This window comes from Actinoplanes oblitus (assembly GCF_030252345.1).
Classification (GTDB): domain Bacteria; phylum Actinomycetota; class Actinomycetes; order Mycobacteriales; family Micromonosporaceae; genus Actinoplanes; species Actinoplanes oblitus.
In genome coordinates this window covers 5374489-5391614 of record NZ_CP126980.1, presented here as the reverse complement: position 1 = coordinate 5391614, position 17126 = coordinate 5374489, and the positions used below count along the sequence as shown (strand labels likewise).

General features: G+C 73.9%; 7 protein-coding genes and 1 pseudogene. 6 read left to right on the top strand and 2 right to left on the bottom strand.

Features of this window, described 5'->3' with window-relative positions:
• Window positions 1–184 precede the first annotated feature (184 nt).
• Together Actob_RS24340 and Actob_RS24335 are read right to left on the bottom strand one after the other, a co-directional pair.
• On the bottom strand, window positions 185–2551 hold the full coding sequence (locus tag Actob_RS24340; RefSeq protein WP_284914116.1) for a glycoside hydrolase family 65 protein: 2367 nt from the start codon (window positions 2549–2551) through the stop codon (window positions 185–187).
• A 52-nt stretch (window positions 2552–2603) separates the two neighbouring features.
• Window positions 2604–3620, bottom strand: a complete 1017-nt coding sequence (locus tag Actob_RS24335; protein ID WP_284914115.1) for an NAD(P)H-dependent glycerol-3-phosphate dehydrogenase — start codon at window positions 3618–3620, stop codon at window positions 2604–2606.
• A 139-nt stretch (window positions 3621–3759) separates the two neighbouring features.
• Here Actob_RS24335 and Actob_RS24330 point away from each other — a divergent pair, with 139 nt between their 5' ends.
• The 6 genes and pseudogenes from Actob_RS24330 (at window position 3760) to Actob_RS24310 (ending at window position 17126) form a co-directional block, all read left to right on the top strand.
• Window positions 3760–4530, top strand: a complete 771-nt coding sequence (locus Actob_RS24330) for an electron transfer flavoprotein subunit beta/FixA family protein (protein ID WP_284914114.1) — start codon at window positions 3760–3762, stop codon at window positions 4528–4530.
• Between the two features lie 25 nt (window positions 4531–4555).
• Window positions 4556–5488, top strand: a complete 933-nt coding sequence (locus Actob_RS24325) for an electron transfer flavoprotein subunit alpha/FixB family protein (RefSeq protein ID WP_284914113.1) — start codon at window positions 4556–4558, stop codon at window positions 5486–5488.
• A 9-nt stretch (window positions 5489–5497) separates the two neighbouring features.
• Window positions 5498–7600: a (Fe-S)-binding protein gene (locus Actob_RS24320; protein WP_284922378.1), complete on the top strand. Its 2103-nt coding sequence runs from the start codon at window positions 5498–5500 to the stop codon at window positions 7598–7600.
• Window positions 7597–9255 carry an acyl-CoA dehydrogenase family protein gene (locus Actob_RS24315; protein WP_284914112.1) on the top strand — a complete coding sequence of 553 codons (1659 nt, stop codon included), beginning with the start codon at window positions 7597–7599 and terminating at the stop codon, window positions 9253–9255. The genes Actob_RS24320 and Actob_RS24315 overlap by 4 nt, the downstream gene beginning before the upstream one ends.
• A pseudogene (locus Actob_RS44100) lies at window positions 9252–10613 on the top strand (beta-ketoacyl [acyl carrier protein] synthase domain-containing protein); the annotation flags it as partial. The gene Actob_RS24315 and the pseudogene Actob_RS44100, both read left to right, overlap by 4 nt.
• Window positions 10614–10997: 384 nt before the next feature.
• Window positions 10998–17126, top strand: a complete 6129-nt coding sequence (locus Actob_RS24310; RefSeq protein ID WP_407653716.1) for an SDR family NAD(P)-dependent oxidoreductase — start codon at window positions 10998–11000, stop codon at window positions 17124–17126.

Sequence of the window (17126 nt, the reverse complement as noted above, 5' to 3'; positions counted from 1 at the left end):
CGCGAGCCGGCGGTGACTCCGGTCCGCGCCCGGCCAGAAATGGTGGCATGGGATCGCTCCCATGGCAATCGAATCGCTTCGATGACGCTTCGACGCGCGGTGCCGGCCCGGCCCGCAGGCAGGTGTGCGCGCCGCGCGGCGGCACGTCCGCCGGCCCGGCCTCGGCGCCCGCACGATCAGCGCCTCACGAGAGCAGATCGGCCCGGTGCGCGGGCTTGCGTCCGGGCGGTTGATCGGGGACGCCGGTCAGCGGCGTGATCGGCGTGATCGGCCGGGTGACCGGCTTGGTGGTGGTGAGCACCAGTGGCTCGCCGTGGTGCCACAGGTGCAGCTCGGCGTCGCCGTCGCCGTTGCGCAGCGAGTACTCGGCCTCCGCGGGCCGGACCGTCACGTGCAGCCGCAAGCCGCGCCAGAGCAACGAGAACGCCAGCCGCTCGATCCGGCTGGGCAGCCGCGGCGCGAACGACAGCCGCCCGCCGTGGTCACGCATCCCGCCCAGCCCGGCCACCAGGGACAGCCACGCCCCGGCCAGCGACGCGATGTGCACCCCGTCGCGGGTGTTGTGGTGCAGGTCGTGCAGGTCCATCAGGACCGCCTCGCCGAGGTAGTCGTGGGCCAGCTCGAGATGCCCCACCTCGGCGGCGATGATCGCCTGGGCGCAGGCGGACAACGAGGAGTCACGGACGGTACGGGGCTCGTAGTAGGCGAAGTTGCGGGCCTTGTCCGCGGCGCTGAACGCGTCCCCGCACCAGTGCATGGCCAGCACCAGGTCGGCCTGCTTGACCACCTGGGACCGGTACAGGTCCAGGTACGGGAAGTGCAGCAGCAACGGGTAGTCGCCGGGCGCGGTACCGCGGAAGTCCCACTCCCGCATCAGGGTGAAGCCGCTGACCTGGGGATGCACGCCGAGCTGCGAGTCGTACGGGAGGTGCATCGCCGCCGCGGCCGCCCGCCATGCCGCGATCTCCGCGCCGGTGACCCGCAGCGTGCCGGCCCGGTCCGGATGCCGGCCCGCCACGTCGGCCGCCGCTGTGAGGTTCCGCCGCGCCATCAGGTTGGTGTACACGTTGTCGTCGGCGACGGCGGTGTACTCGTCCGGCCCGGTCACGCCGCCGAGGTGGAAGACGCCACTGCGGTCGTAGTGGCCGAACGCCGCCCACAGCCGCGCGGTCTCGACCAGCAGATCGACGCCGACGTCACGCTCGAACCGGGTGTCGCCTGTCGCGTTCACATACCGGACCGCCGCGTCGGCGATGTCGGCGGCCAGGTGAACCGCCGCGGTGCCGGCCGGCCAGTACCCGGAGCACTCGTGCCCGCGAATCGTCCGCCAGGGGAACGCCGCGCCGGCCCAGCCGAGCGTCGCCGCCCGCTCCCGGGCCAGGTCGAGCGTCGCGTGCCGCCAGCGCAGCGCCTCGGCCGCGGCGGCCGGCTGCAGGTAGGTCAGCACCGGCAGCACGAAACGCTCGGTGTCCCAGAACACGTGCCCGTCGTAGCCGGCGCCGGTCAGCCCCTTGGCGGCGATCGGCCGCCGCTCGGCCCGGGCGCCCGCCTGCAGCACGTGGAACATCGCGAACCGGACGCCCTGCTGGACCTCGGCGTCGCCGTCCAGCTCCAGGTCGGCGCCGTCCCAGAAGTCGTCCAGATAGGCCCGCTGGGCGGCCCGGAGCCCGGCCCAGCCCTCGAACCGGGCGCCGGCCAGCGCGGCTGCCACCTGATCGCGGATCGCCGGGCGGGAGCGCCGGCTCGACCAGCCGTACGCCAGCAGCTTGACCAGGCGCAGCCGTTGTCCCGGCGCCAGCCGGCAGGCGATAGTGGTGCGGGCCAGGTCCGGTTCGGCCTCGGTGTCGCAGCGCACGCCGGGCGGCCCGTCCACGAGATGGTCCATGGCGGCCGCCAGGCGCAGGCCGCTCTCCCGGGTGACGTGCATCAGCACCGCCCCGGCCGGCCCGGCGGTGTGCTCCTCGGCCACCAGCGGCGCCCGCAGCACCGCCGAGACCCGGGGATCCTTGAGCGGGCCGGGCAGTGCCTCGTTGGCGACCAGCTCGGACTGCACGATCACCCGGACCGGGGCGTCCAGCGGGGTCACCTCGTACTCGATCGCGGCGATCGACCGCTGCGCGAACGAGACCAGCCGGGTGGAGCTGACCCGGACCGTCCGCCCGGCCGCCGACTGCCACTCCACGTCGCGGCGCAGCACCCCGTCCCGCAGGTCGAGCACCCGCTCGTGACGCAGCAGCCGGCCGTCGCGCACGTCGAACGGCTCGTCGTCGACCAGCAGCCGGATCACCTTGCCGTCGGTCACGTTGACGATGGTCTGACCGGACTCCGGATAGCCGTAGCCACCCTCGGCGTACGGCAGCGGGCGCAGCTCGTAGAACGAGTTCAGATAGGTCCCCGGAATGCCGTACGGGTCACCCTCGTCGAGGTTGCCGCGCAGCCCGATGTGCCCGTTGCCAAGCGCGAAGATCGACTCGGCGCGGGCCAGCACGTCCCGGTCCAGGCGCGTCTCGCGCACCTGCCACGGGTCCACGGGGTACGCGGGATGCCGCATGCCGTCAGTGTGGGCCGGTGGCGGCGCACCCGCCAAGGGCCGAGAGTCCCGGCTACCAGGTGTCGCCGTAGAACTCGTGGCCGGGCACCACCCGCAGCAGTCCCCGGTACGTCTGCTCGACCGGCTGGCCGTGGTTGAGCACGGCGTCGACCTCGTGGGCGATCGGCATCTCGACCCCTTGTTCGGCGGCGAGCTTGGTGACCGCCGCCGTCGTTCGCACGCCCTCCGCGACCTGGCGCATCCCGGCGAGGATCTCCGGCAGCGGACGGCCGCGGCCGAGCTCGACGCCGATGTGCCGGTTGCGGCTGTACGGACTGACGCAGGTGACGATCAGGTCACCCATGCCGGCGAGGCCGGCGAACGTCTCCGGGCGGCCGCCGACGGCGGTGCCGAGCCGGGTCAGCTCGTGCAGCGAGCGGGTGATCACCATGGCGCGGGTGTTGTCGCCGGCGCCGAGCCCGTCGCCGAGGCCGACGGCGATCGCGAAGACGTTCTTCAGCGCGCCGGCGATCTCCACGCCGATCACGTCGTCGCTGGTGTAGACGCGGTAGCGGCCGGTGTTGAAGATGGCCTGCAACGCCTGCGCGGTGTGGTGGTGCGGCATGGCCAGGGTGGCGGCGGCGGCGTATCCCCGGGCGATCTCCCGGGCGATGTTCGGGCCGGAGAGCACGCCGGCCGGATGCCCGGGCAGCACCTCGGCGACCACCTCGGTCATCCGCTTGCGGGTGCCCTGCTCCAGGCCCTTGACCAGGCTGATCACCGAAATCAGTGGACGCACGTGGTCGGCGGCCGCCATCAGTACGCCGCGCAGGTACTGCGACGGCACCGCGGCGATCAGCACGTCGGCGTCGCGGACCGCCCCGGCCAGGTCGGCGGTCGCGCGCAAGGTGGGCGTCAGGGAGAAGTCGGGCAGGTAGCGCGGGTTCCGGTGGGTTTCGCCGATGGTCGCCGCGAGCGCCGGGTCCCGCAGCCACAGCACGGTCTCGGTGTGGCGGGCGGTGATCGACGCGACAACGGTGCCCCAGGTCCCACCGCCGAGCACGGCCACCGATGGGCTGCGGAGCGTCATGCCGCCAGTCTCCGCACTCGTGGCGGCCCCGGGCAACCAGCGACAGGCCCGAGCATCAGGGTCATTGGTCCCTGCAATCGATCGACGATTGTTTCTACGGTGCGTAGTTGAGGCACTACCGCATCCACAGGGGAATCCCATGAAGATCGTAGTCCTGGTCAAGTACGTTCCCGAGCCCACCGCCACGTGGAGCTTCGCCGACGACCACACGCTCGACCGGCAGAACGTCGAGGGCCGCCTGTCCGAGCTGGACGAGTACGCCGTCGAACAGGCGCTCCGGATCGCCGAGACGGTTCCCGGCGCGCACGTCCGCTACCTGACGATGGGCCCGGCCCGGGCCGCCGACGGCCTGCGCAAGGCCCTCGCCATGGGCGGCGACGACGCCGTCCACGTCCTCGACGACGCGCTGCACGGCGCGGACGCCGTCGCCACCTCGCTGGTACTCGCCACCGCGCTGCGGCAGGCCGGGTTCGACCTGGTGCTCTGCGGCATGGCGTCGACCGACGCGGAGATGTCGGTGGTCCCCGCGATGGTCGCCGACCGGCTCGGCGTGCCGGCGGTGACCCTCGCCGCCGAGCTGAGCACGGACGGCTCGGCGGTCACCGCGCGGCGCGACACCGACGTGGCCACCGAGGAGCTGACCGCGCCGCTGCCCGCGCTGCTGTCGATCACCGACCGGTCCGGCGACGTGCGGCTGCCGTCGTTCCGCAACATCGTCGCCGCCAAGAAGAAGCCGGTCGTCACCTGGTCGCTGGCCGACCTCGGGATCGCGCCGGAGCGGATCGGCGCCGCCACAGTGGTCCGGGCGGTACGCCCCCGGCCGGCCCGCGAGGCGGGCACCGTCATCACCGACGAGGGCGACGCGGCCGTCCAGTTGGCCGACTTCCTGGCCGCGAACAAGCTGCTGTGAACCACGACCCCGAGGGAGGGGCACGGTGAGTACAGTCTTGGTCCTCGTCGAACACGACGGCGCCGACGTCCGCAAGCCGGCTCTGGAACTGCTGACCCTGGCCCGCCGCCTGGGCGAACCAGCCGCGGTGATCACCGGAGACGCCGACCCCGCGCTGGTCGCCGTCCTGGGCCGGTACGGCGCCGCGACGGTGCACCCGGTGCCCGAACCGGTGACGGCCCTGGCCGAGCTGGCCGGTCGCACCGCACCCGCCGCCGTGCTGATCACCGCCGGCCCGGCGGGCAGCGAGATCGCCGCGCGGCTGGCCGTCCGGCTGGACGCCGGCCTGATCACCGGCGCGGTCGACGTCACCGCCGGTCCGGACGGCCCGGTCGTCACCCAGGCGGTGTTCGCCGGTGCCTGGCTGGTGGACAGCCAGGTGTGCCGGGGAACTCCGGTGGTCACGGTCCGGCCGAACACGGTGTCCCCGCAGGAGATGCCGGTCGAGCCGCGGGTGGTGCCGGTTCCGCAGCCGGCCGCCGCGCCGGCGCCGGCCCCCCGCCTGGTGTCGCGCCGGCCCAAGGTGGCCAGCGGGCGCCCCGAGTTGACCGACGCCACGGTGGTCGTCGCCGGTGGCCGCGGTGTCGGCTCGGCGGACGGATTCGCCCTGTTGGAGCGGCTGGCCGACACGCTCGGCGGCGCCGTCGGCGCGTCCCGGGCCGCCACCGACCTGGGCTGGTGCCCGCACGAGCTGCAGGTCGGGCAGACCGGCAAGACGGTCACCCCGCAGCTCTACCTGGCCGGCGGGATCTCCGGTGCGATCCAGCACCGCGCCGGCATGCAGGGCTCGCACACCATCGTGGCGATCAACAAGGACCCGAAGGCGCCGATCTTCGAGATCGCCGACTTCGGGGTGGTCGGTGACCTGCACACCATCGTCCCGGCGCTGATCGCCGAGATCCAGCAGCGGCGTGGATGAGCCGCCATGATGGCCGTGCGGGTGATCCTCGGACTGCTCCTCACCGTCGTCGCGTCCGGCCTGGCCGGGCGGCGGCTGCTGATGCTGTACCGGCTCGGCCGGGCCGGGCAGCCGGCTGAGCCCGGCCGCACCAGGGGAGTGGCCGCGCGGGTGCGCGCGGAGCTCACCGAGGTGCTCGGCCAGCGCAAACTGCTCAAGTGGACGGTGCCGGGGACCGCGCACCTGCTCACCTTCTGGGGTTTCCTGATCCTCGGGCTCACCCTGATCGAGGGTTACGGCGCGCTGGTCGACCGGGACTTCCACCTCCCGTGGATCGGCACCCAGCCGTGGCTGGGCTTCCTCGAGGACCTGTTCGCCGTCGCGGTCCTGCTCGCCGTGCTGGTCTTCGCCGCCATCCGGCTGCGACACCTGCCGGCCCGCGAGGGCACCCGCTCCCGGTTCTTCGGCTCGCACCTGGGCGGCGCATGGCTGATCCTCTTCATGATCTTCAACGTGGTGTGGACCCTGCTGCTGTACCGCGGGGCACAGATCAACACCGGCAATTTTCCGTACGCCGATGGCGCCTTCGCCTCTGAAGTCGTCGCCCGGGTGCTCGCGCCGCTGGGCACCACCGCGAACGACGTGATCGAGACGGCGGGGCTGCTGCTCGCGCTCGGCGTGGTGCTGACCTTCCTGGTCATCGTGGTGCACTCCAAGCACCTGCACATCTTCACCGCCGCGCCCAACGTGGCGTTCTCCCGCCGGCCGCGGGCGCTGGGCGCCCTGCAACCGGTGCGCTCCGGTGGCAAGCTCGTCGACTTCGACGATCCGGGCGAGGACGACGTGATCGGCCGCGGCGCGATCGAGGACTTCACCTGGAAGGGCATGCTGGACTTCGCCAGCTGCACCGAGTGCGGCCGCTGCCAGTCCCAGTGCCCGGCGTGGAACACCGGCAAGCCGCTCTCGCCCAAGCTGCTGATCATGAGCTTGCGGGACCACGCCCTGGCCAAGGCGCCCTACCTGCTGGCCGGCGACGATCACGCGGGGGTGGACGCGCTCGCGGCGGCCGAGGCCCAGCGACCGCTGGTCGCCGAGGGCGGCGTGATCACCCCGGACGTGCTGTGGTCGTGCACGACCTGCGGGGCCTGCGTCGAGCAGTGCCCGGTCGACATCGAGCACGTCGACCACATCGTCGACATGCGCCGCTACCAGGTGGTGATGGAGGCCAGCTTCCCGCGCGAGGCGGCGGTGCTGCTGCGCAACCTGGAGCACGCCGGCGACCCCTGGGGCCGCGGCGCCGCCAACCGCCTGGACTGGACCGCCAAGCTGGACTTCCCGGTGCGGGTCCTGGGCGACGGCGAGGCGCTGCCCGACGACGCCGAATACCTGTTCTGGGTCGGCTGCGCCGGCGCCTTCGACGAGCGTGCCGTGCGGACCAGCCAGGCGGTCGCCGAGCTGCTGCACACCGCCGGTGTCGGGTACGCCGTGCTCGGCTCGGGGGAGACCTGCACCGGCGATCCGGCCCGGCGGCTCGGCAACGAGCTGCTCTTCCAGGAGCTGGCCCGGCAGAACGTGGCGACGCTCACCGCGGCCGGCGTCCGGAAGATCGTGACGACCTGCGCGCACTGCTTCAACAGCCTGGCCAACGAGTATCCGCAGCTGGGGGGCACCTTCGAGGTGGTGCACCACACCCAGCTGCTGTCCCGGCTGCTCGCCGAGGGCCGGCTCACCCCGGTCACCCCGGTGCAGGCCACCGTGACCTACCACGACCCGTGCTACCTGGGCCGGCACAACCGGATCTTCGCACCCCCGCGGGACATCCTGGGCAGCGTCGCCGGGGTGCGCCTGACCGAGCCGGACCGGACCCGCGAGCGGTCCTTCTGCTGCGGGGCCGGCGGCGCCCGGATGTGGCTGGAGGAGCCGCTCGGCACCCGGATCAACGAGGCCCGCACCGACGAGCTGCTGGCCACCGGCGCGGACGTGGTGGCGGCCGCCTGCCCCTACTGCATCGACATGCTGGCCGACGGCGTGGCGCAGCGTGCCGCCGAGGGCGTGACGGTGACCGACGTCGCCGGCGTCCTGCTGCGTTCCGTCCGTGCCATCCCCGACGACCCGGAAGGGGCCACCCGATGAGCACCCGGACCACCGGGCTCGACCCGGACACGCTGGCGATGATGCTGTCCGCACTGGACGACTTCGCCGCCGGAGCACTGCCGGACAGCCGCCTGCTCGAACTCGACCACGAGGACGTCTGCCCGGAGGACGTGCTGCGCGCCATGTGCGGCGACGACCTCGGCGTGCACCTGGTCTTCGTCCCGGAGGAGTACGGCGGGCTCGGCGGTGGCGCCTTCGACGCGTACCGGGTCTGTGAGCGCCTCGCCCGGGTCGACATCGGCGTGGCCACCGGGGTGTTCGCCACCTTCCTGGGCAGCGACCCGATCCTGGTCGGTGCCACGCCCGAGCAGCGCAAGGAGTGGCTGGGCCGGATCGCCGAGCAGGGCACCATGTTCGCCTACGGCGCCACCGAGCCGGAGGCCGGCAGCGACCTCGGGGCGCTGACCACCACGGCCACCCCGGTCGAGAACGGCGGGCGGGTCACCGCGTACCGGCTCACCGGGCGCAAACAGTGGATCAGCAACGGGTCGATCGCCGACGTCACCACCGTGCTCGCCCTCGCCCCCGGTGGCCCGTCCTGGTTCGTGGTGGAGAAGGGCACGCCCGGGTTCACCGCCGCGCCGCCGGAGGACAAGCACGGCATCCGGCTGTCCAACACCGCGGCACTCTTCCTCGACGACGTCGAGGTCCCGGCCGAGCACCTGGTCGGCCGGGTCGAGGGCCGCGGCCTGCAGCAGGCGCAACAGGTGTTCGGCTACACCCGGGTGATGGTCGCGGCGTTCGGCCTCGGCGGCGGCTGGGCCGCGCTGGAGCGGGCGATCGGCTACTCCCAGCAGCGGGTGCAGGGCGGCACGCTGCTGGCCGCCAAACAGGGCTACACCCACAAGCTGATCGTGCCGCACGTGGTCCGGCTGGAGGCGGCCCGCGCGTTCCTGGAGCAGACCGCGGCGCTGATCGACGCCGGCGACAGCCCGGCGGAAGCGCTGAACACCGCCGGCGCGATCGCGAAGTACCTGGCCACCGAGTCCGGCAACGCCGCGGCCGAGGCGGCGATCCAGGCGCACGGCGGCTACGGCTACACCCGCCCGTACCTGGTCGAGAAGATCAAACGCGACGTCCGGATCACCACGATCTACGAGGGCACCTCGGAGATCCTGGAGATGACCATCGCCCGGGACCGCTGGCAGCAGCACCTCAAGACCCGCGGCGAGTACTACCGGGACGCGGCCCGCGAGCTGGCCGGCCTGCCCGACGCGTGCGGTGCCCCAGCCGCGGCCCTCGCGCTGGACTGCCTGGCCGAGCTGATGGAGGCGTGCCGGGCCGGTCGGCTGACCCGCCACCAGCACATCCTGCTGCGGCTCGGTGAGCTGATCGCGTACGCCGAGAGCGCAGCGGCCCTGGCCCGGCGCGCCGCCGGCACCCCCGCACCCAAGGCGGACCGCCGCTTCACGCCGGACGCCCTCGCCGCGATCAGCCGGGTCTTCGCCCGCGAAGCGGCGCTGAAGGTGGCCGAGGAGGGCCTGCGCTGGATCGTCGGCGCCGGCTCCACCGCTCTGGCCGCCACCCTGCCCCTCGACCGGGTCCGCGCCGTGCAGGCCGGCCTGATCGCCGACCTCGACCGGATCGCCGACGCGGTCTACGGCCGGGCACCCACCCAGGAGACCCCCTCATGAGCACCACCCCGCCGCCCGTCGCCGTCGTCGGCATCGGCGCGATCATGCCGGACGCCCCGGACGCCACCGCGTTCTGGCGCAACCTCACCACCGGCCGGTACTCGATCAGCGACGTACCGCCGGAACGCTGGAATCCCGACCTCTACTACGACCCGGACCCGCGCGCCCCGGATCGCACCTACTCGCGCATCGGCGGCTGGGTCCGCGACTACGACTGGAACCCGCTCGCCTGGCGCCTGCCGGTGCCGCCCGCTGTCGGCGCCCAGATGGACGAGGGTCAGCGCTGGTCGGTGGCCGCGGCCCGGGCCGCGCTGCTCGACGCCGGCTGGCCGGACTGGCGGGTCGACCCGGACCGGACCGCCGTCATCATCGGCAACGCCCTCGGCGGCGACAAGCACTACCGCACCCTGCTGCGGGTGCAGTACGCCGAGGTCGAGCAGGCGCTGCGGGCCGCGCCGTCGTTCGCTGCCCTGCCACCGGCGGCCCGCGACCGGTTGCTGGCCGAGGTCCGCGAGCCGCTGCTGGCCGGCCTGCCGGAGATCACCGAGGACACCATGCCCGGCGAGCTGACCAACATCATCGCCGGCCGGGTCGCCAACCTCTTCGACCTGCGCGGCCCGAACTTCACCACCGACGCGGCCTGCGCCTCCGGGCTGGCCGCGATGTCCGCGGCCCTGCACGCCCTGCAGTCCGGCGAGGCCGACGCGGTGGTCACCGGCGGTGTGGACCGCAACATGAATGTCGGCGCGTTCGTCAAATTCTGCAAGATCGGCGCCCTGTCGGCGACCGGCACCCGGCCGTTCGACGCCGGCGCGGACGGCTTCGTGATGGGCGAGGGCGCGGCGCTGTTCGTGCTGCGCCGCCTCGCCGACGCCGAACGCGACGGCGACCGGATCTACGCGGTGCTGCTCGGCGTCGGCGGCGCCAGCGACGGGCGCGGCAAGGGGATCACCGCGCCCAACCCGGTGGGCCAGCGGCTCGCCGTGGAGCGGGCCTGGCAGGTGGCCGGGATCGATCCGGCCCTGGCCACCTGCGTGGAGGCGCACGGCACCTCCACCCGGGTCGGCGACGCGACCGAACTGGCCAGCCTCACCGACGTGTTCGGCAAGGCGGGCGCGGCACCCGGCAGCATCGCGCTCGGCTCGGTGAAGAGCAACATCGGTCACCTGAAGGCCGCCGCCGGGGCGGCCGGGATGGTCAAGGCCGTGCTCAGCCTGCACGAGAAGGTGCTGCCACCCAGCCTGCACTTCGCCGTGCCGAACCCGAACGTCGAGTGGGACCACGTGCCGTTCCGGGTCACCACCGAACTGCGGGAGTGGCCCGCACCGGCCGGCGGCGTCCGCTACGCGGGGGTGAGCGCGTTCGGTTTCGGCGGCACCAACTTCCACGCCGTCCTCGAGGACTACCAGCCCGGCCGGCACCGCGACCCAGGTGCGGCCCGCTCGTTCGCCGGCGCGGACCTGCCCCGGCGGGTGGACACGGTCACGCCGACGGCGCCACGGGCGCCGCTGCGGGGCGCGGCCGTGGTCGGTGGCCGCGACGACACCGAGGTGCTGGCCCAGCTGGAGACCCTGCGCGAGCGGGCCGCCGCGGGTGACCCCCCGCCGGTCCGGCCGCCGGACCCGGCGCTGGCCGGCGCCGCGGTCCGGGTCGCCATCGACTTCGCCGACGCGGCCGACCTGGCCGCCAAGGCGGCCAAGGCGAGCCAGGCGCTGCGCACCGGGAACGCGCCGCTGTGGAAGATGTTGCGGGCCCAGGGGGTGTTCCTGGGGCGCGGCACGCCGGGAAAGGTCGCGTTCCTCTACACCGGGCAGGGTTCCCAGTACGTCAACATGCTGCACGAGCTGCGCGAACGTGAACCGATAGTGGCCGCGACGATGGCCGAGGCGGACCGGGTGATGACCCCGCTGCTCGGCAGGCCGCTGTCCGAGTACGTGTTCGCCGAGCACCCGGACGCCGGCACCACCCAGCGGCTGGCACGCCAGCTCATGCAGACCGAGATCACCCAGCCCGCGGTGCTGGCCACCGACCTGGCGCTGACCCGGCTGCTCGCCGCCTACGGCGTACGCCCCGACCTGGTGATCGGCCACAGCCTCGGCGAGTACGGCGCGCTGGTCGCCGCCGGCGTGCTGTCGTTCGACGCCGCCCTGGAGGCGGTCAGCGCCCGGGGCCGGGGGATGGCCGGACTGGCCATGGCCGACAACGGCGCGATGGCCGCCGTCACCGCCCCGCTCGACGAGATCGAACGAGTGGTGACCGCGACCGACGGCTACGTGGTGATCGCCAACCTCAACAGCACCAGCCAGGCGGTGATCGGCGGCGCCACCGACGCGGTGAACCGGGCCGTCGACGCCTTCCGGGCCGCCGGGCTGTCCGCCGACCGGATCCCGGTCAGCCATGCCTTCCACACCGCGATCGTGGCCCCGGTCAGCGAGCCGCTGACCGCGGTGCTGCGCCGCCTGGACGTGCGCCCGCCGGCCCTGCCGATCGTCTCCAACGTGACCGGCGACTTCTACCCGCCCGCGGCGACCCCCGAGACGATCGTCGAGCTGCTCGGCCGCCAGGTCGCCTCCCCGGTGCAGTTCGTCAGCGGCCTGCGCACCCTGTACGCGGCCGGCGCCCGGATCTTCGTCGAGGTCGGCCCGAAGAAGGCGTTGCAGGGCTTCACCGCCGACGTGCTCGGCGACGACGTGCTCAGCCTGTACACCAACCACCCCAAGACCGGCGACATCGCCTCGTTCAACCAGGCGCTCTGCGGCCTCTACGCGGCGGGCCTCGGTTTCGGCGAGATCCAGCCCGCCGCCCCGGTCGCCGCCGTCGCGACGACCACCACCTCCGAGATCAGCCCGGCCACCACCGGAGGGACCACCATGACCACCGACCGCTACACCGAGCTGGGCCACCTCTTCGCCGACGCGATCGAACGCGGCCTGCGTGTCTACTCCGGCGCCACCTCCCCGGCCGGCGGCACACCCGCCCCGGCCGGCACCGACCCGGTGGTGGTCACCGGGGCCGCGCTCGGCCTGCCCGGCGTGCCGCGCGTCTTCGACGACGAGAACCTCGCCCGGATCCTGGCCGGCCAGCAGTTCATCGACACCATCCCGCACGGCCTGCGCCGGGCCATGGTGGACCGGCACATCACCCGGCTGGTCAAACCGGCCGCCGGCGACCCCACCTTCGTCCCGATCGACAGCGAGGCCGACGTCATCAAACTCGCCGGTCGCGGCGCCCACGTCGACATCGTCACCGAGTTCGGCGTCGACCCGGCCCGCGAAGCAGCCCTGGACCGGGGCACCAAGCTGGCCGTCGGGGCCGGCTTCGACGCCCTGCGCGACGCCGGGATCCCGCTGGTCATGCACTACAAGACCAGCACGCTCGGCACCCGCCTGCCGGACCGCTGGGGGCTGCCCGAGTCGCTGCGCGACGACACCGGCGTGATCTTCGCGTCCGCGTTCCCGGGGCTGGACAACTTCGCCCGGGACCTGGAGCGGTACTACACCGACCGCAGCCGCCGCGATCAGCTCGCGGCGCTGGAGGCGGTGCGTGCCCGGATCCGCGGCGACGAACCGGCCGCGGCGGAGACCGACCGCCGCATCCGCGAGCTGCGCCACCTGCTGGACAGCGACGGATACACCTTCGACCGGCGCTTCCTGTTCCGCATCCTGTCGATGGGCCACGCGCAGTTCGCCGAGATCATCGGGGCGCGCGGGCCGAACACCCAGATCAACGCGGCCTGCGCCAGCACCACCCAGGCGGTCGCGCTGGCCGAGGACTGGATCCGGGCCGGCCGGTGCCGCCGGGTCGTGGTCATCTCGGCCGACGACGCCACCACCGACACCCTGCTGCCCTGGCTGGGTTCCGGCTTCCTGGCCTCCGGCGCGGCCGCCACCGACGACGTGGTGGAGGAGGCCGCGATGCCGTTCGACAGGCGCCGGCACGGCATGATCGTCGGGATGGGCGCTGCCGCGTTCGTGGTCGAGTCCGCCGCCGCGGCCCGCGAGCGTGGCCTGCAACCGATCTGCGAGGTGCTCGGCGCGGTCACCGCGAACAGCGCCTTCCACGGCACCCGGCTCGACGTCGACCACATCGGCCAGGTCATGGAGCAGCTGATCCGCCAGGCCGAGGCGCGCGGGGTGGACCGGCACGCGATCGCGCCGGCCACCGCGTTCGTCTCGCACGAGACGTACACGCCGGCCCGCGGCGGCAGCGCGGCCGCCGAGATCAACGCGCTGCGCCGGGTGTTCGGCGCCGACGCCGACGCGGTGGTCATCACGAACACCAAGGGCTTCACCGGGCACGCGATGGGCGCCGGGATCGAGGACGTCGTCGCGATCAAGGCGCTGGAGACCGGCCTGGTTCCGCCGGTGCCGAACTTCAAGGAACCCGACCCGGAGCTGGGGCGGCTCAACCTGTCCACCGGAGGGGCCTACCCGGTGCGCTACGCGCTGCGCCTGGCCGCCGGGTTCGGCTCGCAGATCGCGATGTCGCTGCTGCGCTGGACGCCGCCGGCGGACGGGCAGCACCGGTCGCCGCGGGAGCTGGGATACGCCTACCGGATCACCGACCCGGCGGCCTGGCAGCGCTGGCTGGCCGGGCTCAGCGGGGGAGCGACGGACCTGGAGGTCGTCCAACGCCGGCTGCGGATCGCCGACACCGCCCCGGCGGCCGCCCCGGCCGTCGTCCGGCCGCAGCCGCCGGCCCCGGTGTCCGTTCCGGAACCCGCCCCGATCCCGCCCGCCGCGCCCGTCGAGCCGGTCACCACGTCCGACGAGATCACCGAGGCCGTGGTGGGGATCGTGTCGCAGCTGACCGGTTATCCGTCCGACCTGCTCGATCTGGACCTGGACCTGGAGGCGGACCTGGGTGTCGACACGGTGAAGCAGGCCGAGGTGTTCGCGGCGGTGCGGGAGCGGTTCGGGGTGGCCCGCGAGGACGCGTTGCGGCTGCGTGACTTCCCGACCCTCACCCACGTGATCGGCTGGGTCCGGGAGAAGACCGCGGCCGCCGCCCCGGTCGCGGCCGCGGCCGCGGCAGCCGCGCCGCCTCCCGCCGAGGTCAGCCCGTTCGACGGTACGACCACCGCCGCCCCCGACGAGATCACCGAGGCCGTGGTGGGGATCGTGTCGCGGCTGACCGGTTATCCGTCCGACCTGCTCGATCTGGACCTGGACCTGGAGGCGGACCTGGGTGTCGACACGGTGAAGCAGGCCGAGGTGTTCGCCGCGGTGCGGGAGCGGTTCGGGGTGGCCCGCGACGACGCGTTGCGGCTGCGTGACTTCCCGACCCTCACCCACGTGATCGGCTGGGTCCGGGAGCGGCTCGACGCCACGCCGGCGGTCGCGCCGGCCGAGTTGCCGGCCCCGGCAACCACCGGCGACCTGGCGCCGGCTCCCACGGTCACCGGCAGCCTGACGGCGACCGACCGGATCACCCGGCGGGTACCGGTCCCGGCACTGCGCCCCGAGCTGGCCGGCTGCCTGCCGACCGGCGTGGTCCTGGACGGCGGCACCCGCATCCTGGTCATGCCGGACAGCGCCGGTACCGGCGAGGCGCTCGCCGCCGAGCTGCGCGAGCACGGCGCCGAGGTGCTGATGCTGCGCCCCGGCGAGCCGGATCACGGCCAGGACGACTTCCTCGCCGCCGGTCCGGTGCACGGCGTGTACTGGCTGGCCGGGCTCGACGACGAGGGCCCGCTGGACCAGCTTGACGCCGACGGCTGGCACGCCGCCCTGCAGACCCGGGTCCGTGCCCTGCACACCACCATGCGCCGCTGCTACGAGCACAGCCCGTTCCTGGTCACCGGTACCCGGCTGGGCGGTTACCACGGCTATCACGAGGCCGGGGCGACCTGCCCGCTCGGCGGTGCGGTCACCGGGTTCGCCAAGGCCTACCGGCGGGAACGGCCGGACGCTCTGGTGAAGGCCGTCGACTTCGGCACCGGACCGGACCCGGCCGCGCTGGCCACCCGGCTGATCGAGGAGACGCTCGGCGATCCCGGCTGCGTCGAGGTCGGCTACGCGGACGGGCACCGCTGGGGTGTCGGCCTGGCCGAGCGGCCGTTCCCGGCGGGCGACGGCGCGCTCGGCCCGGACCAGGTCTTCGTGATCACCGGGGCGGCCGGCAGCATCGTCTCGGCGATCACCGCCGACCTGGCCGCCGCCTGCCGGGGCACCTTCCACCTGCTCGACCTGACCCCGGAACCCGACCCGGCCGACGCGGACCTGCGCCGGTACACCGAGAACCGCGACGCTCTCAAGACCGAACTGGCCGCCCGGATGCGCGAGCACGGCGACCGGCCCACCCCGGCCCGGATCGAACGCGAACTGGCCCACCTGGAACGCCGGCAGGCGGCGCTGACCGCGATCCAGGCGATCGAGCGGGCCGGCGGCACCGCCCACTACCACCAGGTCGACCTGACCGACCCGGACGCCGTCCGGCGGGCCCTGACCGCGGTCCGCGAGCAGCACGACCGCGTCGACGTGCTGCTGCACGCGGCCGGAGTGGAGATCAGCCACCTGCTCCCGGACAAGGAGCCGAACGAGTTCGGCCTGGTCCTCGGCGTCAAGGCGGACGGCCTGCACGCCGTGCTGCGCGCCCTGGACGGGGTGCCGCTGGGCACCGTGATCGCGTTCAGCTCGATCGCCGGCCGGTTCGGCAACGCCGGGCAGACCGACTACAGCGCCGCCAACGACCTGCAATGCAAGATCCTCAGCAGTCTGCGGCGGACCCGGCCGGACACCCGGGTGTGCGCTGTCGACTGGACCGCCTGGGGCGACATCGGCATGGCCACCCGCGGCTCGATCCCGGCGATGATGGCGCAGGCCGGGGTGGAGATGCTGCCGGCCGAGGCCGGCGTCGCCTGGATCCGGCGCGAGCTGGCCACCGGCGTGCCCGACCGCGAGGTGCTCGTCGCCGGCGCGCTCGGTGCCCTCGCCGGTGAGCCGCACGACAGCGGCGGCGTCGACCCGGCCGCCTGGCCGTCCGGTGGTGCGTTCGCCGGCCGGGTGGCCCGGTTCGGCCTCCACGACGGCCTGGTCGTGGAAAGCACCCTGGACCCGGTCCAGGTGCCGTTCCTGGACCACCACCGGATCGACGGCGTGCCGGTGCTGCCCGGCGTGATGGGCATCGAGGCGTTCGCCGAGGCCGCCCGGCTGCTGGTGCCCGGCGCGCACGTCACCGGCGCGGCCGACGTGGACTTCCTGGCCCCGGTCAAGTTCCACCGGGACGAGCCGCGCACGCTGACCGTCACCGCGCTGGTGCGCCCGGACGGCGCCGGGCTGGCCGCCGAGTGCCGGCTGACCACCGAACGCACCTTGCCCGGCGCCGACCGGCCACAGCGCACCGTCCACTTCACCGGCACGATCCGGCTGGCCGCCGAGCCGCCGGACGCGGAGCAGGCGCCGGCCGCGGTACCGGAACCCGGTGACGCCGCGACACTCACCCCGGCCGACGTCTATCGGCTCTACTTCCACGGCCCCGCCTACCAGGTGGTCGAGGCGGCCTGGCCGGTCGGCGACGGCGCGGCCGCCCGGTACGCCGCCGACCTGCCGGCGGCGACCGGCGAGCCGACGCTGACCGCCGCCCGGCTGCTGGAGCTCTGCTTCCAGACGGCCGGGCTGGTCGAAGCCGGCCATGAGGGCCGGCTGGCCCTGCCGCGGCACCTCGACACGCTGCGGCTCGGCGCCGCGCCGGCCGAACGGGCCGGACTGCTGGCCGTCGTCGCACCGGACGGGACCGGTGGGTTCGACGCCCGGGTGGTCGACGGCGACACGGTCGTCCTGGCGGTACGCGGCTACCGGTCGGTACCGCTGCCGGACACCCCGCCCGAGCAGGTGATCGCCCCGATCCGATCGATCCTGCGCCGAGGCTGA